The following is a 21,550-nucleotide window of genomic DNA, read 5'->3' as shown; positions in this document are numbered from 1 at the left end:
GCAAGGTGACCGCCATGATGGACCGCTCGCCCGCTTCCGTCGATCCCGCATCCGCTTCCTCTCCTCACGACACCAGGACCGACGCGAAGGGATTGCAGGAAGCGCTGTACGAGCAGATGTTCGCCAACGACGAGCCCGGCCGCGCACCCGAAGCGCCGATCGCGCCGGACGCGCCGCGTCGCTGGTCCCGCCTGCGGCGGAGCACCAAGATCGTCATCGGACTTGCCATCATCGCGATTTTCGGCTGGCTGCCGCTGCGCGCGTTGTGGGAGAATTCGAGCGTCGAGGCGGTGCTGAATTCGCGCCTCGTCACCCTGCGCACGCCGATTGGCGGGCGCGTATCGGCCGTCCGGCACGTCACCGATCAGGCCAGGCTCGATGCCGGAACCGTGGTCCTGCGCGTCGTGAACTCGCGCGGCGACCGCACCCGGCTCGACGATCTCCGGCGGCAGAAAGCGCGCCTCGAGAACGAGCGGCCGAGCCTTGCCGCAAAACTTGCCTTGGCTCAGGCCGCGCAAAAGGATCTGGCGCGGCAGGCCGCGCAATTCCGCGAGGGACGCGTGCTGCAGCTCGAGGCCCGTATCGCGGAGATCCAGACCTCGATCGAAGCAGCGGCCGCGCGGCGGGACGAGGCCAGCGCCGCGGTGGAACGTGCCTCCTCGCTGGCGAAATCCGGCAATGTCTCGACCGTCGAGCTGGCCCGCCTGACACGCGAGCTCTCGGTGTCGCAGCAGACCGAGCTCGGCGCGCGCAAGCGGCTGGATGCCGCCAAGGTCGAGCTTGCCGCCGCACAGAATGGCTCGTTCCTCGGCGACAGCTACAACGACCGGCCCAGCTCGGTGCAACGCGAGGAGGAGATGCGTCAGCGCGCCGGCGACCTCGAGGCCGATCTTGTCCGCGGCGACACCGAGATCGCCTGGCTCGGCAACGAGATCATCGTCGAGGAGGTTCGCTTCGCCGATCTCTCCGAGGCCAACATCACGACACCCGTCGCGGGCCGCGTCTGGGAGATGATGACCTCACCCGGTGAGGACGTGCAGGCCGGCCAGCCCCTGCTCAAGGTGCTCGATTGCAGCGGCGCCGTCATCACCGAAAGCGTCTACAACCGCTTGCAGCTCGGCGACCGCGCGACGTTCGAGCCGAACGACGGCGGCGAGGCGATCTCCGGTGCCGTCGTCAATCTGACCGGTGCCGCCGGCGCGCCCGCCAACCTCGCCATCAATCCCGACGCGCTGAGCAAGGAGCCCTATCGCGTGACCGTCGCGCTGGGCGATATCGCCGCGCGCACCTGCACCGTCGGTCGCACCGGACGCGTCGTGTTTGCAAGGCATGAGCCCGCGTCGTGATGGCGGCGCTGACACCCGGCCTGATCACGCTCGGCGCCTTCATGGCTATCGTGCCGCTGTTGCGGCGCGACAGCACGAAGGCGCGCTCGTTGCTGGCCATCGTGTCACTCGTTTTCCTGCTCCGCTATCTCCATTGGCGCGTCACGGCAACTCTTCCGCCGCCGCATCTGACGGCCGATGCGGTAATCGGCTATCCCTTCATGCTGCTGGAAGTGGCCTCGCTCGTCGCGGTCACGCTGTCGCTGTTCTTCCTGAGCCGAACGGTCGACCGTACCGGATCGTCCAGGATCGACGGCCGCGCCACCGATCCCGCCGCGCCGCTGATCGACGTTTTCATCTGCACCTACAACGAGGAGCGATCGATCCTGGAGCGCACGATCATCGGCGCGACCGGAATGGAGTACGGCAATTACCGGGTCTGGGTGCTCGACGACGGCCGCCGGCCGTGGCTGCGGCGCCTGTCGGGCGAGCTCAACTGTCACTATCTCACGCGCCGCGACAACCATCACGCCAAGGCCGGCAACATCAACCATGCCCTCAGGCATGTCGGCACACTATCGGAGCGGCCTGACTTCATCGCCATCCTCGACGCCGACTTCGTGCCGCGGCCCGACTTCCTCGCGCGAACCGTCTCGCTGATGGACGATGCCTCGGTGGGCGTGGTGCAGACACCGCAGCACTTCATCAATCCCGATCCAATCCAGACCAACCTTGCCGCAACCGACGTCTGGCCGGACGAGCAGCGGTTCTTCTTCGACATCCTGATGCCGGCAAAGGACGCCTGGGGTGTCGCCTTCTGCTGCGGCACCTCATCGCTCATTCGATACGACGGACTGGTGCAGATCGGCGGCTTTCCAACCGAGTCCGTGACGGAAGACTATCTCGTGACGTTGCGCCTGAAGGAATTCGGCCTCACCACGGTGTATCTCAACGAGCGGCTGACGATCGGACTCGCGCCGAAGGGGCTGAAGGAATACATCACCCAGCGCGCGCGCTGGTGCCTTGGCTTCATGCAGATCGTCCGCGGCCGCAGCGGACCGCTCTCGCAGGGGTCTAAACTCTCCTTCATCGACCGACTGTCCCTTGTGGACGCCTTCATGAGCTGGTCGGCAGTCTACGTTTCGAAGGTGGCCGGGCTCGTGGTGCCATGGCTGTTCCTGCTGTTCGGCATCAAGGCCGTGCAGGCGAACCTCACCGAACTGCTACGCTTCTTCCTGCCGTTCTACGTCTGGCACGGTCTCACCATGGCCTGGCTGTCGCGCGGCCGTTCGCTCGCCATGATGACGGACGTGTCGCAACTCATCGCCGCGCCCGCGGTGCTCAAGGCCGTCGCCACCGGTCTGACGAAGCCGAAAGGGCATAAATTCAGGGTGACCGCGAAGGGCGGCGACCGCGACAGGCGATTTGTCGAATGGCCGCTGCTGCGGCTCTATGGCTGCGCCCTTCTCATCACGCTCGCCGCCATCGCCTATGCCTTCATCCTGCACCTTCGCGGCGAGAACATCGCCTATGGCGGACTGGCGCTGGCCTGGAGCCTCTACAACGCGCTCATCCTCACCGTGGTCTGCTTCGTCTGCATCGAGCAACCGCGCAAGCGCAAGGCGGAGCGCTTCGATCGCAACGAAGCCATCCTCCTGCGTCAGGCCGGCAAGTCGCATCTGGCGCGGCTCGCCGACATCTCCATCACCGGCGCCCGGCTGATCGATCCCGATCCGCCGCTCCCCGGCAGCACGATCGAATGCAAGATCTACGGCCGCTCGATCGCGGCCGTCGTGGTCCGACGCACCACGGATGGATTTGCCGTGCGGTTTGAGGAGGGGATGGACACGCGCGTGCATGCGATCAGAGCGTTTTATGCCGGCGAATATGTCCGCGCGTATCGGGGCGTCAGGGCACTTCCGGTCGGGAAGGCGCTGCTGATGCGGCTGTTCGGCTAATCCCCGCGACAGCGGCTCGCTCGCATGCCAAGCGGCACGGCATGGAAAGTATGGTCTGGAGCCGTCACTTCACCTAGACTTCGGGCGAATCCACGCCTGCCCTCCCCGCCGGAACCCCCATGCTCCAGATCCGATTTGCGATTGCGGCCGCCGCGCTCCTCGCATGCCCCGCCAGCGCCTCCGCCCAGCTCGCGCCGCCGCCCGCCAGGCCTGTCGCGCCAAGAGCCTCCGTGCCCTCGCCGCGCGCGGCTTCTTGTCATAATGGCGCGAGCTTCGATCGCTTCCTGGCCGACGTGAAGAGCCAAGCGGTGGCGGCCGGCGTGTCGCAGCGGACGATCGCGGAGGCCTCGCCTTATCTCATCTACGACCAGGGCATCGTCAACCGCGACCGCGGCCAGCGCGTGTTCGGCCAGCTCTTCACTGAATTCGCCGGACGCATGGCCGCGCCCTATCGCATGCAGAACGGCCAGCAGCACATCAAGCAACATGCGGGCGCGTTCGCGCGCGCCGAGAAGGAATATGGCGTACCGCCGGCGGTGATCGCCGCATTCTGGGGGCTGGAAAGCGACTTCGGCGCGAACATGGGCAATCTGCCGACGCTGAAATCGCTGGTGTCGCTCGCCTATGACTGCCGCCGCTCCGAGATGTTCGTGGGCGAGACCATCGCCGCGCTGAAGATCATCGACCGCGGCGATCTGCATCCCGACGAGATGATCGGCTCCTGGGCCGGCGAGCTCGGGCAGACCCAGTTCCTGCCGGTGCATTACGCCAACTACGCCGTCGACTATGACGGCGACGGGCGTCGCGACCTGTTGCGCTCGCCGGCCGACGTGATCGGCTCAACCGCAAATTACATCGCCAACGGCTTGAAGTGGCGGCGCGGCGAACCCTGGCTTGAGGAGATCAAGGTGCCGCCAAACCTGCCGTGGGACAAGACCGATCTCACGGTGAAGGAGCCGCGCTCGACCTGGGCGCAACTCGGCGTCACCTATCCCGACGGCCGTCCCCTGCCGAACGACAATCTGCCGGCGTCCGTGCTGCTGCCGATGGGACGCTTTGGGCCGGCTTTCATGGCCTATGCGAATTTCGCGGCCTACACCGAGTGGAATAACTCGCTGATCTATTCGACCACGGCGGGCTATCTCGCCTCACGCATTGCGGGTGCAGCTCCCATGCGCAAGCCGGCCCAACCGGTCCCGCAGCTGCCGTTCAACGAGCTCAAGGAATTGCAGCAGCTCCTGGTGCGTGCCGGCTTCAATGTCGGCAAGGTCGACGGCGTGATGGGCCAGCAGAGCCGCGCCGCCGTGAAGGCGATGCAGATCAAGTTCGGCCTGCCCGCGGATTCCTGGCCGACCGCCGAGCTGCTGGCACGGCTGCGCGGCAGCACGGCGCAGGCGCAGCCGGCGGGCGTGGTGCGATAGAATTTTCGCACCGCACAAGCCCTCCCCGCGATTGTATTTTTCCATGAGCCTCCCATGTGAGTGGATCAGGTTTTCTCCTGAGGTTTCCCATTCACAAGCGAGCATCACATGTCCTTCTACGACGCGGTCGTCCCTGCCTATTTGCAAATGCTGAACAGCGTGACCGGGCTGCTTACCAAAGCCGAGGCGCATTGTGCGGCCAAGAAGATCGATCCCAGCGTCCTGCTCGGCTCGCGCTTGTTTCCGGATATGCTGCCGCTGTCGAAGCAGGTCCAGCTCGTCAGCGATTTCGCCGCCAAGGGCTGTGCCCGCCTGACGCATAGCGAGGTCCCCTCGACGCCCGACACCGAGACGAGCTTCGCGGAGTTGAAGCAGCGGCTGGCGAAGACCATCGACTACGTGAAGTCATTCAAGCCGGAGCAATTCGAGGGCGCCGAGACCAAGGACGTCACCTTCCCGGCCGGCCCGGACAAATCCATCACCATGAAGGGCCAGCAATTCCTGAGCGCCTTCTCGCTGCCGAATTTCTATTTTCACGCCACGACGACCCACGCAATCTTGCGCCACAACGGCGTCGAAATCGGCAAGCGCGATTTCATGGGCGCGAACTGATTTGCCAAATCGCACGGTTGCGTGGTGGAATTCTCCTGCCGCAGCCGGAATTGCACATGAATCATGCTACGCGGCCCGGCCGCGTAGCTAGCCTGCGCTTTGAGTATGGCTCCGCCCTTGCGCCTGATGTCGCGATGCACAAGTGTTCCTGACCTTTCACCGTCTGGAACATCGCAAATGAGCCGTTCGACCAAATTGTTTGAGACCTACAAGCTCGGCCCGATCACGCTGGCCAACCGCCTCGTCATGGCGCCGCTGACGCGCAACCGCGCCGTGCCCGGCACATTCGTACCCGGCGCGCTCGCCGCCGAGTATTACGGCCAGCGCGCCTCCGCAGGGCTTCTGATCACCGAAGCGAGCCAGGTCTCACAGCAGGGCCAAGGCTACCAGGACACCCCCGGCATCTACAGCAAGGACCAGGTCGCCGGCTGGCGCAAGGTTACCGACAAGGTCCATGAGCGTGGCGGCAAGATCTTCATCCAGCTCTGGCATGTCGGCCGCATCTCGCATGTCGATCTGCAGGCGAATGGCGCGGCCCCGGTGGCGCCGAGCGCGATCCGCGCCAAGGGCAAGACCTTCGTGAACGGTACTTTCGCCGACGTCTCCGAGCCGCGCGCGCTGGAGCTTGCCGAAATTCCCGACATCATCGACGATTTCAAGCGTGCCGCCAAGAACGCGCTGGAGGCCGGCTTCGACGGCGTCGAAATCCACGGCGCCAACGGTTATCTGCTCGACCAGTTCGCCAAGGACGGCGCCAACAAGCGCACCGATGCCTATGGCGGCTCGATCGAAAACCGCGCGCGGCTGATGCTCGAGGTGTCCAAGGCCGTTGCGACGGAGGCCGGCGCCGATCGCACCGGCATCCGCATCTCGCCGGTGACGCCGGCCAACGACATCTCCGACAGCAATCCGCAAGCTTTGTTCGATCACATCGTCGACGGTCTCAGCGCGCTGAAGCTGGTCTATCTCCACGTCGTCGAAGGCGCCACCGGCGGCCCGCGCGACTTCGCCCCGTTCGACTATGCGTCCTTGCGCAAGCGCTTCGCCGGCGCCTACGTCGCCAACAACGGCTACGATTTCGATCTCGCCACCAAGGTGCTGGATGCGAACGCGGCCGACCTCATCGCCTTCGGCAAGCCCTTCATCTCCAATCCCGACCTCGTCGAGCGGCTGAAACAGGGCGCAGCGCTGAACGACTGGGACAAGAACACCTTTTACGGCGGCGGCGCGAAGGGATACACGGACTATCCGGCGCTGGCGGCCGAGCCGGCGGAGTGATCTTCTCCCTCTCCCCGCAAGCGGGGCGAGGCTAAGAAAAAAGGCCGGGATCGCTCCCGGCCTTTCGCATTTGGTGACGCTATTCGCCGCTTACTTGGCTTCCGCGCGCTTCGGGGGGGTCGCCGGCCACGACTTGATCAGGGTGTCGTAGTCGACCGTCTCGCCCTTCGGCTTCTCGTTGGCGAGCTTGCGCTGGGGCGCGATGGTGCCGTCCTTCTCGGCCTTCGCGAACCAGTACTCCGGCTTCTCCTTCTTGTGGAGCTTCGGACCGCAGGCGCCCTGCACGTTGGACTTCTCCAGGCGCTCCATGACGGAGTCCTGAGCCGCCGCGAGAGCATCCATCGCCTGTTGCGGCGTCTTCGCACCGGACGACGCATCGCCGATGTTCTGCCACCACAGCTGAGCGAGCTTCGGATAGTCGGGCACGTTGTTGCCGGTCGGGGTCCACTGCACGCGCGCGGGCGAGCGGTAGAACTCGATCAGGCCGCCGAGCTTGGGCGCACGCTCGGTGAACGACTTGTCCCAGATGTCGGATTCACGGATGAAGGTGAGACCGACATGGCTCTTCTTCAGGCTCACCGACTTGGAGATGATGAACTGGAGATAGAGCCAGGCCGCCTTGCGGCGGTCCGCCGGGGTCGACTTCAGCAGCGTCACGGAGCCGGCGTCCTGATAGCCGAGCTTCATGCCTTCCTTCCAGTACGCACCGTGCGGCGACGGCGCCATACGCCATTTCGGCGTACCGTCCGCGTTCATCACGGCGATGCCCGGCTTCACCATGTCGGCGGTGAAGGCGGTGTACCAGAACATCTGCTGGGCGATGTTGCCCTGGGCCGGGACGGGGCCTGCTTCGGAGAACGTCATGCCCTGCGCCTGCGGCGGCGCATACTTCTTCAGCCACTCGAGGTATTTGGTGATCGAGTAGACCGCGGCCGGACCGTTGGTGTCGCCACCACGTTCGACCGAGGAGCCGACCGGGCGGCAGCCTTCCATGCGGATGCCCCACTCGTCGACCGGCAGACCGTTCGGAATGCCCTTGTCACCGTTGCCGGCCATCGACAGCCAGGCGTCGGTGAAGCGCCATCCGAGCGAGGGGTCCTTCTTGCCATAGTCCATATGGCCGTAGACCTTGACGCCGTTGATCTCCTTGATGTCGTTGGTGAAGAACTCGGCGATGTCCTCATAGGCGGACCAGTTCACGGGCACGCCGAGCTCGTAGCCATACTTGGCCTTGAACTTGGCCTTGTAGTCGGCGTTGGTGAACCAGTCGTAGCGGAACCAATAGAGGTTCGCGAACTGCTGGTCGGGCAGCTGATAGAGCTTGCCGTCCGGACCGGTCGTGAACGACTTGCCGATGAAGTCGTTGACGTCGAGCATGGGATCGGTGACGTCCTTGCCCTCACCGGTCATGTAATCCGACAGCACGATGGTCTGGCCGTAGCGGAAATGCGTGCCGATCAGGTCGGAATCGTTGATCCAGCCGTCATAGACGTTCTTGCCGGACTGCATCTGGGTCTGCAGCTTCTCGACGACGTCACCTTCCTGGATGAGGTCGTGCTTGAGCTTGATGCCGGTGAGCTCGGAGAACGCCTTGGCCAGCGTCTGCGATTCATATTCGTGGGTCGTGATGGTCTCGGAGACGACGTTGATCTCCATGCCCTTGAAGGGTTCGGCGGCCTTGGCGAACCACTCCAGCTCCTTCTTCTGGTCTTCCTTCGACAGCGTCGAGGGCTGGAATTCCGCGATCCATTTCTGGATCACGGCGTCGTCGGCGGCGCGGACCGGCGCCGAGACGGCGAACGACACCGCGATGATCGCGGCGGCGCTGGACATGGTCAGAAAACTGCTCTTGGTCAATGGACCTTTCCTTCTCCTAAACTGTCGCATGTTGTTCCTCCGTTGCAGCGACAAACTTTTATACAGACCCGGATTGCCCCCGGGCCTGGCCGTCCCTTCGCGAGCTTCAGACCGTGCGGAATATGAGCACGGCCGTCACCAGCGAAATTCCACTTGCGAGCCACAGGCGCGAGATCTCGACGCCGTCCTCGCCGATCGGCAGCGTTGCGATCGCATCGGTGCCGAAGAAGCCGATCCAGAGAAGGTGGATAACGGCCGCCGAGATCAGCGAGATGAACAGGCGATCGCCGCGCGTGGTCGGGATGCGCAGCACACCGACGCGCTCGGCCTCGGGATAGACCGCCGCAAGCCACGTCATCACGGCGAGCGTGCAGGCGAGCGCGGCGAAGAAGATCGCCGTCGGCGGCGTCCAGGCCATCCATGCGATGGTTTCCATTGATGCCTCCCTAGACCCGACCGAGCGCGAAACCGCTCGCGATGTAATTGCGGACGAACCAGATCACGAGCGCGCCCGGGATGATGGTGAGCACGCCGGCGGCGGCCAACAGGCCCCAATCCATGCCCGACGCCGACACCGTGCGCGTCATGATCGCGGCGATCGGCTTGGCCGAGACCGAGGTCAGCGTGCGCGCGAGCAGCAGCTCGACCCAGGAGAACATGAAGCAGAAGAAGGCGGCGACGCCGATGCCGCTCGCGATCAGCGGCACCAGGATCTTGATGAAGAAGCGCGGGAAGGAATAGCCGTCCAGGAATGCCGTTTCATCGATCTCGCGCGGCACGCCGGACACGAAGCCTTCGAGGATCCACACCGCCAGCGGCACGTTGAAGATGCAGTGCGCGAGCGCAACGGCCCAGGGCGTATCGAACAGGCCGATCGCCGAATAGAGGTTGAAGAACGGCAGCGCATAGACCGCGGCCGGCGCCATGCGGTTCGACAGCAGCCAGAAGAACAGGTGCTTGTCGCCGAGGAAGCGGTAGCGCGAGAACGCATAGGCCGCCGGCAGCGCCACCGAGATCGAGATGATGGTATTGAGGACGACGTATTCCAGCGAGTTGATGTAGCCGGAATACCAGCTCTCGTCGGTGAAGATGCGCTTGTAGTGCTGCAGCGTCGGCGTGTGCGGCCACAGCGTCATCGTCGAGACGATCTCGGCGTTGGTCTTGAAGCTCATGTTGACGAGCCAGTAGATCGGCAGCAGCAGGAAGATCAGGAACAGCCCCATGATGAGGCGGCGGCCGGGAATCGAGTGCATCACGCGGCTCCTTCCTGGGGCTTCCGCTCGGCGCCCGCATTGGTCATGACGGTGTAGAAGATCCAGCAGACGATCAGGATGATCAGGTTGTAGACCAGCGACAGCGCCGCGGCCTTGCCGAGGTCGAACTGGCCGAGCGCGATCTTGACGAGCTCGATCGACACGAAGGTGGTGGAATTCCCGGGGCCGCCGCCGGTGACGACGAACGGCTCGGTGTAGATCATGAAGCTGTCCATGAAGCGCAGCAGCACCGCGATCAGCAGCACGCGGTTCATCTTCGGCAGCTGGATCGCCTTGAACACGGCCCAGCGCGAGGCGCCGTCGATCTGGGCGGCCTGGTAATAGGCTTCCGGGATCGACTTCAGGCCGGCATAGCACAGCAGCGCGACGAGGCTGGTCCAGTGCCAGACGTCCATCACGATGACGGTGACCCAGGCGTCGATGTCGTTGGAGACGTAATTGTAGTCGATGCCCGCGGCATTCAGCACATAGCCGAGCAGGCCGATGTCGGGACGGCCAAAGATCTGCCAGATCGTGCCGACAACGTTCCACGGAATCAGCAGCGGCAGCGCGAGGATGACGAGGCAGGCCGCCACCGTCCAGCCCTGGCGCGGCATCGACAAAGCGACGACGATGCCGAGCGGCACCTCGATGGCGAGGATCACCATCGAGAAGAACAGGTTACGGCCGAGCGAGGCGAGGAAGCGGCCGCCCAGATCGGTCGAGGGATCGAGCAATTCCTTGAACCAGCCGACGCCGTTCCAGAAGAACTGGTTGTTGCCGAAGGTGTCCTGCATCGAATAGTTCACCACCGTCATCAGCGGCAGCACCGCCGAGAAGGCGACGACCAGGAACACCGGCAGCACCAGGAACCAGGCTTTTTGGTTGACGGTCTTGTCCATCAGGCGGCTCCCTCCACCAGAAGGCTGTCGGCATAGACGTGGACGTGCGACGGATCGAATTTCAGTCCGGCCATGCCGTCCGGACTGGTAAAGCCCGCCGGCGCACGCGCCGCGAGCTTGGCATCGCCGAAGCGCGCGCGCGCGAAACGGATGCGGCCGAGATCGTCGAGGCGCTCGATCTTCGCCGTGAGCAGGCCCGGCGCGGGCGCGACGACCTCGACGAATTCGGGGCGGACGCCGATCTCGATCTTGGCGCCGGCAGGCAGATTGTCGTAAGCACGGTCGAGCGCGATGACGTGGCCGCCGACGATGGCCTCGCGTCCCCTCACCTCCGCCGGCAGGATGTTCATGCCGGGCGAGCCGATGAAATAGCCGACGAAGGTGTGCGCCGGCTTGTCGAACAGCTCGGCCGGGGTGCCGCTCTGCACGACGCGGCCGTCATGCATGACGACGACGGTGTCGGCGAAGGTCAGCGCCTCGGTCTGGTCGTGGGTGACGTAGATCATCGTGAGGTCGAGCTCGCGATGCAGCGCCTTCAGCTTCGAGCGGAGCTGCCATTTCAGCTCGGGATCGATCACCGTCAGCGGCTCGTCGAACAGCACCGCGGCGACGTCGTTGCGCACGAGGCCCCGGCCGAGCGAGATCTTCTGCTTGGCATCCGCCGTGAGACGCGTCGCCTTGCGGTTGAGGTAGGGTTCGAGGTCGAGCAGACGGCCGATCTCGGCGACGCGCCGGTCGATATCCGCCTGCGGCACGCCGCGGTTCTTCAGCGGGAACGCCAAATTCTGTCCGACCGTCATGGTGTCGTAGATCACCGGAAACTGGAACACCTGGGCGATGTTGCGCTTCTGGGTTGACAGCGGCGTGATGTCCTTGCCGTCGAACAGGATTTTCCCGCGCGACGGCGTGATGATGCCGGAGATGACGTTGAGCAGTGTGGTCTTGCCGCAGCCGGAGGGGCCCAGCAGCGCATAGGCGCCGCCCTGCCGCCAGGTCATGGTCACAGGCTTCAGCGCAAAGCTTTCCTGCGGCGCATCATTGCCGCCGTAGGAATGCGCGAGATCGACGAGGTCAATGCGGGCCATGGCGCACCTCCCCCTTAGGAGCCCGGCGCGGCGACCAGGCGGTCAGCCGCGTCGAACACAAAGAGGTCGTTGGGATCTAGCACGGCATCGAGCGTCTGGCCGGGCTCGAACTCGTGCACGCCGTGCAGCACCGCCACCCAGTTCGATCCGTCGCGGGTCAGATGCACGAAACTCTCCGAACCGGTGATCTCGGTCACCGTAACAGTGGCGTGGAAGGCGTGACGATCGGCCTCGCCATTGGCGAGCGCAAGCTGATGCGCTCGGAAGCCGACGCGATAGGCGCCGTCGGCAAGGCTCGAATAGAGACCGGAGGCGGGCGATGCCGTACCGCCGGCATATTGCACGGAGCCGTTCTTCTTCTCGATGCCGACCAGGTTGAGCGGCGGGTCGGAAAACACCTGGGCGACCCGCAGCGTCTGCGGCCGGCGATAGACGTTGGCGGTCTCGCCCATCTGCAGCGCCTGTCCCTCCCACATGCAGACCGTGTTGCCGCCGAGCAGCAGCGCCTCGGTCGGCTCGGTGGTGGCATAGACGAAGATCGCGCCCGAGGCCTCGAAGATCCGCGGCAGCTCGGCGCGCAGTTCCTCGCGAAGCTTGTAGTCGAGATTGGCGAGCGGCTCGTCGAGCAGCACGAGGTCGGCGCCCTTGACGAGCGCGCGCGCGATCGCGGTGCGCTGCTGCTGGCCGCCGGAAAGTTGCAGCGGGGTGCGCTTCAGGAACGGCTCGAGCCGCAGCAGCTTTGCGGCCTCCGCCACCCGCGCCTCGATCTCGTCGCGCGGCTTGCCCTGCACGCGCAGGGGCGACGCGATGTTCTCGTAAACCGTGAGCGAGGGGTAGTTGATGAACTGCTGGTAGACCATGGCGACCGAACGCTGGCGCACGTCGGCGCCGGTGACGTCCTTGCCATTCACCACCACCTTGCCACTGGACGGCTTGTCGAGGCCGGCGAGCAGCCGCATGATCGAGGTCTTGCCCGACAGCGTCGGCCCGAGCAGCACGTTCAACGTGCCGCTCTCGAGCGTCAGCGAGACGTCGCGGATGTGCTCGACACCCTCGACGGTCCGGGTCACGTGGTCGAGTGTCACGGTCATGAGCGTCCTCCCGCTTCCAGCAGGGGACTTTGCGACACCGCGTGGCTCCTGATCCAGTCGTCGAGCACGGCGATCTCGTCGGCAGATAGTCGCAGGCCAAGCTTGGAACGGCGCCAGACCACGTCCTCGGCGGTCACGGCCCATTCATGGGCGATGAGATAGCGGACCTCGCGCTCGGTGAGCGTCGCACCAAAGGACTGGCCGAGATCGGCGGCTGCCTTGGCATCCCCGAGCAGCTTGGCGGCCCTTGTGCCATAGGCGCGGGCGAGACGCCGCGCATGCTCATGGCTGAGGAAAGGATAGCCCCGCTGAAGTTCGGCGATCAGGCCGTCGATGTCGGACACGTTCATGTCGCCGCCGGGCAGCGGCCATTTGCCGGTCCAGCCCTCGCGCGCCTTCGCGCTGCGCAAGTAAGGCGCGAGCCGCTCCAGCGCCTCCTCGGCGAGGCGGCGATAGGTCGTGATCTTGCCGCCATAGATCGACAGCAGTGGCGCCCCGCCGGGCGTGTCGAGCTCGAACACGTAGTCGCGCGTCGCAGCCTTGGCCTCGCTGGCACCGTCATCATAGAGCGGTCGCACGCCCGAATAGGTCCAGACCACATCGTCCGGCGTCACCGGCTTGGCCAGATATTCGCTCGCCGCCGTGCAGAGATACTGGATCTCCTCGGGCGTCGCCTTCACCTTGGCGGGATCGCCGTCATAGTCGCGGTCCGTGGTGCCGATCAGCGTGAAATCATCTTGATACGGGATCACGAAGATGATGCGCCCGTCGGCATTCTGGAACATGTAGGCACGGTCGTGGTCGTAGAGCTTTCGGACCACGATGTGCGAGCCCTGCACCAGCCGCACCTTGGCCTTGGCGTTGACGCCCGCGCCGCGGCCGAGCACGTCCTCGACCCAGGGGCCGCCAGCATTGACCAGCGCCTTCGCCTGGATCTGCGAGCGCTCGCCGGTCAGCGTGTTGACCATGCCGACGGTCCAGAGGCCATCGGCCTGGCGGATCTCGGTGGCGCGGGTGCGGGTACGGATCTCGGCGCCCTTGTCGGCGGCATCGCGTGCGTTGAGCACGACGAGGCGGGCATCGTCGACGAAGCAATCCGAATATTCGAAGGCGCGGGTGTAGCGGTTCGGGATCAGCGGCTTGCCGACCTCGTCACGCCCGAGATCAACCGAGCGGGTCGCGGGCAGCAGATGCCGGCCGCCAATGTGATCATAGAGGAAGAGGCCGAGGCGCAGCAGCCAGGCCGGGCGTAAGCCAGCGTGATGCGGCAAAACGAAACGCAAGGGGCGGATGATGTGGGGCGCGATGCCCCAGAGGATCTCGCGCTCGATCAGCGCCTCGCGGACCAGGCGAAACTCGTAATATTCGAGATAGCGCAGGCCGCCATGCACCAGCTTGGTCGACCAGGACGACGTCCCGCTCGCCAGATCGTTCATTTCGCACAGGAAGACAGTGTTACCGCGACCCACCGCGTCCCGCGCGATGCCGCAGCCATTAACACCGCCTCCGATGATGGCGAGGTCGAAGATACGCTCCAACAGACGCTTCCCCTGACGGCCGCCCGTTCCTTCGGTCGGCTACTTTCGTTTTTGATTAGATCACACCGAAAAACGAAAGCAAGATGAAAGAGAGGCGAAAAGAAGCGAAAGCGGAACTTTTTCCACGTCCATAAGCCGAAGAAATCGGCCGAAGAACGGGCAAATTTGGCGGCAGACTGCCCAAGAGACGGCCAAGCCATACCCCGAACGCCACCGTCCGCCTTGAATGTAGCAACATAACTACATATTCTGGGCTGGAGACATTGCTACGGCGAAGGACGCACTGACGATGGTGACGACTCTGACCAGCCGAGAATTCAACCAGGATACCGGCGGAGCCAAGAAGGCTGCCTGGCAGGGCCCGGTCTTCATTACGGATCGCGGCCGCCCGGCCCATGTCCTGCTAACCATCGAAGACTATCTGCGCCTGAGCGGCGGGCATATGAGCCTCGCCGAAGCTCTGGCTCAGGGGAACGCGGACTTCGATTTCGATCCGCCTCGCATCGAGGGCGGCATCTCCAGGCCCGCCGATCTCGACTGATGTTTCTGCTGGACACCAATGTCATTTCCGAACTGAGGCGGCCGGACAAGGCTGATCGCAACGTTCTCGCCTGGGCCAATGCAGTGCCCGCGGCACATTTCTTCATGTCCGCCATCTCGATTCTTGAAATTGAACTCGGGGCGCGACTGATCGAGCGGAAAGACGCAGTTCAAGGTGCTATCCTGCGAGCCTGGATCGACGATTACGTCCTGGCCCGCTTCGAAGAGCGGATTCTGGCCATCGATACGGCGGTCGCGCAGTGCTGCGCGCAACTTCACGTTCCCAATCCTTGGGCTGAACGCGATGCCCTGATTGCAGCGACCGCGCTTGTTCACGGCTTGACCGTCGTGACGCGCAATGTCGCGGATTTCGAACCCACTGGCGTGGCGCTGCACAATCCGTGGGGCGACGCCTAGTCTTATCGCAGACGCACCACCGGCGCGGCCTCCGGTGCGGCATCCTGGCTATCTGCCGGCGCATCGTCGATATCCGCGCCCTTCGGCATCGCCGCCATCACCTCGATGCCCTTGCTGTGGCAGATGGTGGCGAGGCGCTCGGGAAGCTCCTGGTCGGTGACGAAGGTCTGGATCTGCGTGATGTGGGCGATGCGCACCGGCGCGCTGCGACGCAGCTTGGTGGAATCGGCGACCAGCATGACGCTGCGGGCGTTGGCGATGATGGCCTGTGCGACCTGCACCTCGCGATAGTCGAAGTCGAGCAGCGCGCCCTCCTCGTCGATCGCGGATGCGCCGATGATGGCGTAGTCGACCTTGAACTGGCCGATCAGCTGCGTCGCGGTCGAGCCGACCACGGCGCCGTCGGCGCGCCGCACCGTGCCGCCGGCAACCACGACCTCGATGCGGGGGTGGCGGTAGAGCAGCATCGCGACGTTGAGATTGTTGGTGATGACGAGGAGATCCTCATGCGAGGTGAGCGCGCTCGCGACCTCCTCCGTCGTGGTGCCGATATTGATGAAGAGCGAGCACCCGTTCGGGATCAGGGATGCGGCGGCAGCTCCGATCGCCTTCTTCTCGTCGGCGGCGACGAAGCGGCGCGCCTCATAGGCGAGGTTCTCGACGCCGGAGGCGATGATGGCGCCGCCATGGATGCGGGTCAGCGAGCGCCGCTCGCAGAGGTCGTTGAGATCTTTTCGGATGGTCTGCGCCGAGACCTCGAAGCGGCGCGCGAGCTCCTCGACCATGACGCGGCCCGAGGCGCGCGCGATGTTGAGGATTTCGGCTTGGCGATGGGTCAGTCCGGTCACGGCAAGGGCCTCAAATCAGGAAGCGGCATGGTGCGGCGGTTCGCAGCGGCGGTCAATGCGCGCCTCGATCACGGTTAACGGATGAGGTGGGCTCACCATGCCATCGCGGCGGCAAGGCGCACGAGCAGGTCCGGATCGTCGAACGCGCTCGCAGAGGCAATTGCGCCGGCACCGACAAGGTCGGCGTGGCTGAGGCTGGTCCGGATTCCGATCGTCGGAATGCCGGCGGCGGCGGCCGATTGCACGCCGGAGCGGGAATCCTCGAACGCAACCGAAGCCGCCGCACTGGCTCCGACGAAGCGCAACCCCTCCTGATAGGGCAGCGGATGCGGCTTGCCGTGCGGCAGCTCGTCGCCGATCACGATCGCCTTGAACCGCGCGGTGATGCCGAGGCCCGACAGCAGCAGCTCGGCGTTGAGACGCGGCGCATTGGTCACGGCAACCATGGGAACGCCGGCCGCGTCTGCGCGGTCGAGCAATGCCATCAGCCCCGGCAACGGTTCGATCTGCCCTGCCACGAGGTCACGGAAGATCGCTTCCTTCTCGGCGAGGATCGCGGCGCGCCGCTCCGGCGTTTCGTCGGGCAGAAAGCGGTCGCCGATCGATACGTTGGCGAAGCCTTGCAGCTCCCTGGAGAAGCGCGCGTGGTCGAACACATGGCCGCGGGGCCCGAGCACCTGGTTGAAGGCCTCGAGATGCAGCGGGTCGGTGTTGGCGAGCGTGCCGTCGATGTCGAACAACAATGCCCTGCCGATTGCTTCGATCATTTCCCTACTTTCCCAAAACCGCGGCGCATCAATGCGAAAGGCGTATCAATACGGGCTCGAGCGCGCAATGGCGCATCCACATGACGACAATGCAGCACTCGACAAAGTCGCGCGCGACTGCAACACTCCTTGCAAGATCAAAAAGGAGGAAACGATGATCAACCGACGCGACCTTGCTCTTTCGACTCTTGCCGTCTCCGCGCTTGCGCTCACCGCACCGGCGCTCGCCGCCTCGGCAGACGAAGAGGCGGTGGCGAAGAAGGTCGAGGCCTTCCGTCTCGCCCAGATCGCGGCTGACCCGAAGGCGCTCGGCGCGCTGTGCTGGGACGATCTCAGCTACAGCCATTCCAGCGGCAAGGTCGAGGACAAGGCGACGTTCATTGCCAACGCCACCGACGGCAAATCCAAATTCCTGTCGATCGAGTACAAGGATCCGACCATCAAGGTCGTCGGCCCCGCCGCGATCGTGCGCTTCCACTGGCTGGGCGAGCAGGAGATGGCGGCCGACGGAAAGAAGGTATCCACCAATCTTCACATCCTGATGAACTGGCAGAAGCAAGGCGACGAGTGGAAGCTGCTGTCGCGAGCTGCAACGAAGTTGTGATGACGCTCTTGCCCCTCTCCCCTTGTGGGAGAGGGCGGCTCGCCGCGACATCGGCGAGACGGGTGAGAGGTTGCCTCAGCGAGTTAGTCTCTTAGGTTTTGAATTCACCGATAGACCCCCTCATCTGGCGCTTCGCGCCACCTTCTCCCGCAGGGGAAGGCAGTATCAAGGGCGGCAAAAAATTCCGCCCACATTTCGCGGGCCGATCGACCGGCGGGCGCTTACGCCGCTTCCTTCACATCTCCGTTCACCAGCTTGCGCGCGGCGCGCTCGGCTTCACGCGCGTTGCGGAAAAGCTGGCCTTCGAGACGGTTGAATCGGTGGGACGAGGCGAAGAAGCAGTAGCCTCCGGAAGAACGAACGACGATACCTGCGGTCTGCGAATCGACTTCGATGATGTAGCTGTCCGGCATAGTCCGTGGATTCCTCAGTGCGGGCAAATAACGGTGCTCCTGCCCAAAGGTTCCCAGGGCATTTGAGGCCGTTTCCACCTCGAATCGACACGCAATTGAGTACGCCGTGACCTCATCCGTTTTATGACTGGTTCTTGACTGGTTCTTGGCGAAGCCGCGACGCAGGAACACGTGATCGGTCATCATTCACGAAGCGGACGATGCAATATCAATGAGGCACGTCGTTACGTCGCGATGGTTGCGTCGGCCGGACGAACCGCCTGCGGGCGACCGTGTTCGTCGATCGAGACGTAGGTGAAGTTGCCGTCGGTGACGAGGAAAGGATGCTCCTCCCCGCGACGCAGCGCCCACGCTTCCAGATGCACGGTGAGCGAGGTGCGGCCCACGCGCACGATGTTGGCGTAGACCGACACGAGATCGCCGACATAGACGGCTTTGCGAAAGTTCATCGCCTCGATCGCGACCGTCACGGTCCGCGATTTCGCGACCTTTGACGCAAACACGCCGCCGCCGACATCCATCTGGCTCAGCAGCCAGCCGCCGAAGATGTCGCCATTGGCGTTGGTGTCGGCAGGCATCGCCAGCGTGCGGATACAGAGATCGCCGCCTGGCCCGGTGCCTGAGCTGTCAGGGGCGTGGATTTGCGTATCGGTCATATGGCTGGTCTCCCGCGGCTCTCAGCTCTCGATACAAAGCCGCGGCGCCTTGCGCAACATCGACACGAGACAAGCTTGCGCTATCCAATTGGCCACGGCGCCCCAACGAGGCCGCCGGCATCGTTCAGTCTGCGTTGCCACTCCGCATCGTCAGCCCGCGGCGCGCGTCCGGTCACCGCCGTCACCAGCCGTTCCAGCCTGCTCCAAATCCGGAGACGGTCGCAGGGATAGTTGGCCCATCCATTGATGACACAATAGCGGATGGTGTGGTCATGGTGATGACGCCAATGATGCTCGGGTGAGCAGACCAGATGCAGCCGTTGCGCGATGCGCAGGAGCGGCGGGCGGTGTGACCAGTGCGCGAGATTGTGAAAGCTCATGCCAAACAGCATGCAGATCGCGATCACGAACCAGACGATCATCAGCGCATAAGTGAACGTGGAAACCGGAAACGACGCCGTGACGGCGGCCGCAATTCCGACCACTACGGCGCTCGGTGCCGCACCGAGCGATGCCTGGTCGAGGAAGTCGTAGAACAGGACGTGGCCGGGATGGGTGTGATGCTCGCGCGTGATCGCGATGCCGCGGCCGAGCATCCCCTCGTCGAGCCAGGTGTCGACCACCCAATGCACCAGCCCGGAAAACAGGTCAGCGAGGAAATACCCGGCCAGGAGCGCCGCGATCAGCCACGGCCAACGCAATCCCGCCGCGGGATAAGTCCCGACGAGATAGCCTGCGCAACACAGGATCACCACGACGTCGGCCCCGCAGCACAGCCGCGTGATGATGATCTCGCGCGGGGTCGCGTGCTTGAAGAACGGGATCGTCGGCATCGGCGATGCTCCCTGGGCTCTACCACCCATGATAGCATCTTTTGCCGACGGCTCCCTATCGCAAACCGTCCCAGCCCGCATCCGGCGCAAAACGTCCGCCGAACCTCTCGGCGAGCCCGCGCAAGGTGGACACGACATTCTCCACGCCGCGCGTGCGCGCATAGTTCAGCGGACCGCCGCGGAACGGTGCATAATCGGTGCCGAAGATCATGGCGCCGTCGACAGCATCGGCATCAGCGACGATGCCTTCGCGAAGCGCCGCAACGCAGACGTTGGACATTGGCAGCACCAGGCGGTCGATCATCTGGTCGGTGACGCGCGGACCGGTCTCGGGGAGCGGCGCCTTCTCTGCCTTGCCGTCCTTCCAGGTGTAGAAGCCCTTGCCGGTCTTGCGGCCGAGCTCGCCCCTGGCGACCTTGTCGCGCAGCCAGGCGGGCGTCGGCGGCAGCAGGTCGCCGAACTTCGTCCGCAGCATGTCCCCGACGTCGAGGCAGATGTCGAGCCCGACCTGGTCGGCGAGCTCGATCGGCCCCATCGGCATGCCGAACTGCTCGGCTGCGGCGTCGATCAGGCGCTGGTCGATCTTCTCGTCCAGCATCACCATGGCTTCCAGCATGTAGGGCGTCAGCGCGCGGTTGACGAGGAAGCCGGGCGAGCTCTTCACAGACAATGGCAGGCGGTCGATCGCACCGACGAAAGCAAGTGCGTCCTTCAGCGTCTGCGCGTCGTTGCCGTCGTGGCTGACGACCTCGACCAATTGCAGCCGCGATACCGGATTGAAGAAATGCAGGCCGACCAGGCGCTCCGGCCGCGCGAGCGTAGTGCGCAAATCTTGCAGCGGAATGCTCGACGTGTTGGTCGCAAGGATCGCGCCCGGCTTCATGCGCGGCTCGATCCCGGCATAGACCTTCTGCTTGAGCTCGAGCTTTTCCGGGACCGCCTCGATGATGAGATCGGCGTTGCGCACCCCCTCCCCGTCCATGTCGGGGATGAGGCGATCGAGCGCGTCGCGCACCTCGGCCGGCTTGCGGATGATCTTGCCGTAGAGCTCGGCGGCGCGCTTCACCGCGCCCGCGATCGGCTCGGCCTTCATGTCGGCGAGCGAGACGCGAAAGCCCTGCCCGGCTATCCAAGCCGCGATATCGCCGCCCATGGCGCCCGCGCCGATGACGTGGACATGCTTGATCGAGTTGCCGGAGCCTGCCGCCTTCTTCATCTGCTCGCGCAGGAAGAAGACGCGGATCAGATTCTGCGCGGTCGGCGTCACCATCAGCTTGGCGAAGGACGCCTGCTCCGCCTTCAGCATCGCGGCCTTGCCGCCGCCATGGGTTTCCCAGAGGTCGATCAGCGCATAGGGTGCGGGATAGTGCTCGCGAGACGCGGCCTTCGCCGCCTCCGAGCGCATGCGCTTTGCGAGCAGCCCGCGGACCGGGCCGAAGTTCGTCGCGTGAGTCAGGAAGCCAGCGCGCGCCCGCTTCATCCGGCCGAACAGCGCATCCTTCACCGCGCCCCGGACATGGCGCTCCTGCGTGACGGTATCGACGAGGCCGATCGCCTTGGCCCGTCGCGCATCGATGGTGCGGCCGGTCAGCATCAAGGCCATCGACTGGGTCGGGTTGACCAGCGCGGTAAGCCGCGCGGTGCCGCCGAGACCGGGATGCAGGCCGAGCATCACCTCCGGGAAGCCGAAGCGCGCGCCGTCGACGGCGACGCGCGACTGGCAGGCCAGCGCAACCTCGAGCCCGCCGCCGAGACAGAAGCCGTGGATGACCGCGACCGTCGGCAATTTGAGCGCTTCGAGATGATCGACCACCGCATGCGCGGCCCGGATACGGGTCTCCACCACCTCCGGGTCGGACGCGCCGCGGAATTCGTTGACGTCGGCGCCCGCGATGAAGCCGGACGGCTTTGCGGAGCGGATCACGAGGCCGGCCGGACGCTCGGTCTCGATCGCCGCGAGCGCGGCGTCGAACTCCTCCATCACGTCGGACGAGAGCGTATTGGCGCTGGCATCGGCGCGGTCGAACAGCAGCCAGGCGACGCCGTCTTCATCGCGGGTGAGCTTGAAATGCTTGTACGGACTGTCCGGCGCGGGCTTGGGCCCCAGTTCCAGGACGCGGTCGCCGAGCGCGGTCATGATCTTGGAATCCAT

At 64.7% G+C, this 21,550-nt stretch carries 21 protein-coding genes; 8 read left to right on the top strand and 13 right to left on the bottom strand.

Going from position 1 to position 21,550, the window contains the following annotated elements; translation table 11 throughout:
• The first annotated feature begins 14 nt into the window (after nucleotides 1-14).
• The 5 genes from AC0WRY_RS08440 (at nucleotide 15) to AC0WRY_RS08420 (ending at nucleotide 6,594) form a co-directional block, all read left to right on the top strand.
• Nucleotides 15-1,346, top strand: coding sequence for an HlyD family secretion protein (locus tag AC0WRY_RS08440; RefSeq protein ID WP_491122935.1), 1,332 nt, complete (start codon nucleotides 15-17; stop codon nucleotides 1,344-1,346).
• Complete coding sequence (locus AC0WRY_RS08435; RefSeq protein ID WP_491122934.1) at nucleotides 1,346-3,283, top strand: glycosyltransferase; 1,938 nt, start codon at nucleotides 1,346-1,348, stop codon at nucleotides 3,281-3,283. Before AC0WRY_RS08440 ends, AC0WRY_RS08435 begins: the two co-directional genes overlap by 1 nt.
• 119 nt (nucleotides 3,284-3,402) lie before the next feature.
• Entirely contained in the window at nucleotides 3,403-4,704 is a 1,302-nt protein-coding gene (locus tag AC0WRY_RS08430) for a lytic murein transglycosylase (RefSeq protein WP_194406561.1), read from the top strand.
• A 108-nt stretch (nucleotides 4,705-4,812) separates the two neighbouring features.
• Nucleotides 4,813-5,316 (top strand): DUF1993 domain-containing protein, encoded by a 504-nt coding sequence (locus AC0WRY_RS08425; RefSeq protein WP_194406560.1) that lies wholly within the window; start codon nucleotides 4,813-4,815, stop codon nucleotides 5,314-5,316.
• A 177-nt stretch (nucleotides 5,317-5,493) separates the two neighbouring features.
• Nucleotides 5,494-6,594, top strand: a complete 1,101-nt coding sequence (locus AC0WRY_RS08420) for an alkene reductase (protein WP_194406559.1) — start codon at nucleotides 5,494-5,496, stop codon at nucleotides 6,592-6,594.
• 90 nt (nucleotides 6,595-6,684) lie between these two features.
• Here the strand turns inward: AC0WRY_RS08420 and AC0WRY_RS08415 are convergent, their stop codons facing one another.
• The 7 genes from AC0WRY_RS08415 to glpD all read right to left on the bottom strand — a co-directional run bounded on the left by AC0WRY_RS08415 (nucleotide 6,685) and on the right by glpD (nucleotide 14,320).
• The gene (locus AC0WRY_RS08415) at nucleotides 6,685-8,427 is read right to left on the bottom strand and encodes an ABC transporter substrate-binding protein (protein WP_194408201.1); all 1,743 of its coding nucleotides are present in this window, start codon (nucleotides 8,425-8,427) and stop codon (nucleotides 6,685-6,687) included.
• 130 nt (nucleotides 8,428-8,557) lie between these two features.
• Complete coding sequence (locus tag AC0WRY_RS08410; RefSeq protein WP_194406558.1) at nucleotides 8,558-8,887, bottom strand: DUF2160 domain-containing protein; 330 nt, start codon at nucleotides 8,885-8,887, stop codon at nucleotides 8,558-8,560.
• 10 nt (nucleotides 8,888-8,897) lie between these two features.
• Nucleotides 8,898-9,704, bottom strand: a complete 807-nt coding sequence (locus AC0WRY_RS08405) for a carbohydrate ABC transporter permease (protein ID WP_194406557.1) — start codon at nucleotides 9,702-9,704, stop codon at nucleotides 8,898-8,900.
• Entirely contained in the window at nucleotides 9,704-10,606 is a 903-nt protein-coding gene (locus AC0WRY_RS08400) for a carbohydrate ABC transporter permease (RefSeq protein WP_194406556.1), read from the bottom strand. Before AC0WRY_RS08400 ends, AC0WRY_RS08405 begins: the two co-directional genes overlap by 1 nt.
• Nucleotides 10,606-11,691, bottom strand: coding sequence for an ABC transporter ATP-binding protein (locus AC0WRY_RS08395; protein WP_194406555.1), 1,086 nt, complete (start codon nucleotides 11,689-11,691; stop codon nucleotides 10,606-10,608). Before AC0WRY_RS08395 ends, AC0WRY_RS08400 begins: the two co-directional genes overlap by 1 nt.
• 14 nt (nucleotides 11,692-11,705) lie before the next feature.
• A complete protein-coding gene (locus tag AC0WRY_RS08390; RefSeq protein WP_194406554.1) occupies nucleotides 11,706-12,782 on the bottom strand; it encodes an ABC transporter ATP-binding protein in 1,077 nt (358 codons plus the stop codon).
• Nucleotides 12,779-14,320, bottom strand: coding sequence for a glycerol-3-phosphate dehydrogenase (glpD, locus tag AC0WRY_RS08385; protein ID WP_194406553.1), 1,542 nt, complete (start codon nucleotides 14,318-14,320; stop codon nucleotides 12,779-12,781). Before glpD ends, AC0WRY_RS08390 begins: the two co-directional genes overlap by 4 nt.
• A gap of 289 nt (nucleotides 14,321-14,609) precedes the next feature.
• Between glpD and AC0WRY_RS08380 the strand changes: the two genes are divergently transcribed.
• Both AC0WRY_RS08380 and AC0WRY_RS08375 read left to right on the top strand, forming a co-directional pair.
• Complete coding sequence (locus AC0WRY_RS08380; protein ID WP_194406552.1) at nucleotides 14,610-14,861, top strand: type II toxin-antitoxin system prevent-host-death family antitoxin; 252 nt, start codon at nucleotides 14,610-14,612, stop codon at nucleotides 14,859-14,861.
• Nucleotides 14,861-15,277, top strand: a complete 417-nt coding sequence (locus AC0WRY_RS08375; protein WP_194406551.1) for a type II toxin-antitoxin system VapC family toxin — start codon at nucleotides 14,861-14,863, stop codon at nucleotides 15,275-15,277. The genes AC0WRY_RS08380 and AC0WRY_RS08375 overlap by 1 nt, the downstream gene beginning before the upstream one ends.
• Before the next feature lie 2 nt (nucleotides 15,278-15,279).
• Here the strand turns inward: AC0WRY_RS08375 and AC0WRY_RS08370 are convergent, their stop codons facing one another.
• Both AC0WRY_RS08370 and AC0WRY_RS08365 read right to left on the bottom strand, forming a co-directional pair.
• Entirely contained in the window at nucleotides 15,280-16,125 is an 846-nt protein-coding gene (locus AC0WRY_RS08370; RefSeq protein WP_194406550.1) for a DeoR/GlpR family DNA-binding transcription regulator, read from the bottom strand.
• A gap of 92 nt (nucleotides 16,126-16,217) precedes the next feature.
• Nucleotides 16,218-16,892 (bottom strand): HAD family hydrolase, encoded by a 675-nt coding sequence (locus tag AC0WRY_RS08365; protein ID WP_194406549.1) that lies wholly within the window; start codon nucleotides 16,890-16,892, stop codon nucleotides 16,218-16,220.
• 154 nt (nucleotides 16,893-17,046) lie between these two features.
• On the opposite strand from AC0WRY_RS08365, the gene AC0WRY_RS08360 reads away from it, so the two are divergent.
• Nucleotides 17,047-17,496 (top strand): nuclear transport factor 2 family protein, encoded by a 450-nt coding sequence (locus tag AC0WRY_RS08360; protein WP_246776440.1) that lies wholly within the window; start codon nucleotides 17,047-17,049, stop codon nucleotides 17,494-17,496.
• A gap of 221 nt (nucleotides 17,497-17,717) precedes the next feature.
• Here the strand turns inward: AC0WRY_RS08360 and AC0WRY_RS08355 are convergent, their stop codons facing one another.
• The 4 genes from AC0WRY_RS08355 to AC0WRY_RS08340 all read right to left on the bottom strand — a co-directional run bounded on the left by AC0WRY_RS08355 (nucleotide 17,718) and on the right by AC0WRY_RS08340 (nucleotide 21,550).
• Nucleotides 17,718-17,909 carry a hypothetical protein gene (locus AC0WRY_RS08355; protein WP_018645288.1) on the bottom strand — a complete coding sequence of 64 codons (192 nt, stop codon included), beginning with the start codon at nucleotides 17,907-17,909 and terminating at the stop codon, nucleotides 17,718-17,720.
• A gap of 224 nt (nucleotides 17,910-18,133) precedes the next feature.
• A complete protein-coding gene (locus tag AC0WRY_RS08350) occupies nucleotides 18,134-18,565 on the bottom strand; it encodes an acyl-CoA thioesterase (RefSeq protein WP_194406547.1) in 432 nt (143 codons plus the stop codon).
• A gap of 80 nt (nucleotides 18,566-18,645) precedes the next feature.
• The gene (locus AC0WRY_RS08345; RefSeq protein WP_194406546.1) at nucleotides 18,646-19,398 is read right to left on the bottom strand and encodes a fatty acid desaturase CarF family protein; all 753 of its coding nucleotides are present in this window, start codon (nucleotides 19,396-19,398) and stop codon (nucleotides 18,646-18,648) included.
• Between the two features lie 55 nt (nucleotides 19,399-19,453).
• Nucleotides 19,454-21,550, bottom strand: coding sequence for a 3-hydroxyacyl-CoA dehydrogenase NAD-binding domain-containing protein (locus AC0WRY_RS08340; protein WP_194406545.1), 2,097 nt, complete (start codon nucleotides 21,548-21,550; stop codon nucleotides 19,454-19,456).

This window comes from Bradyrhizobium sp. T-12 (assembly GCF_058314695.1).
This window is presented reverse-complemented; position numbering and strand designations above follow the sequence as displayed.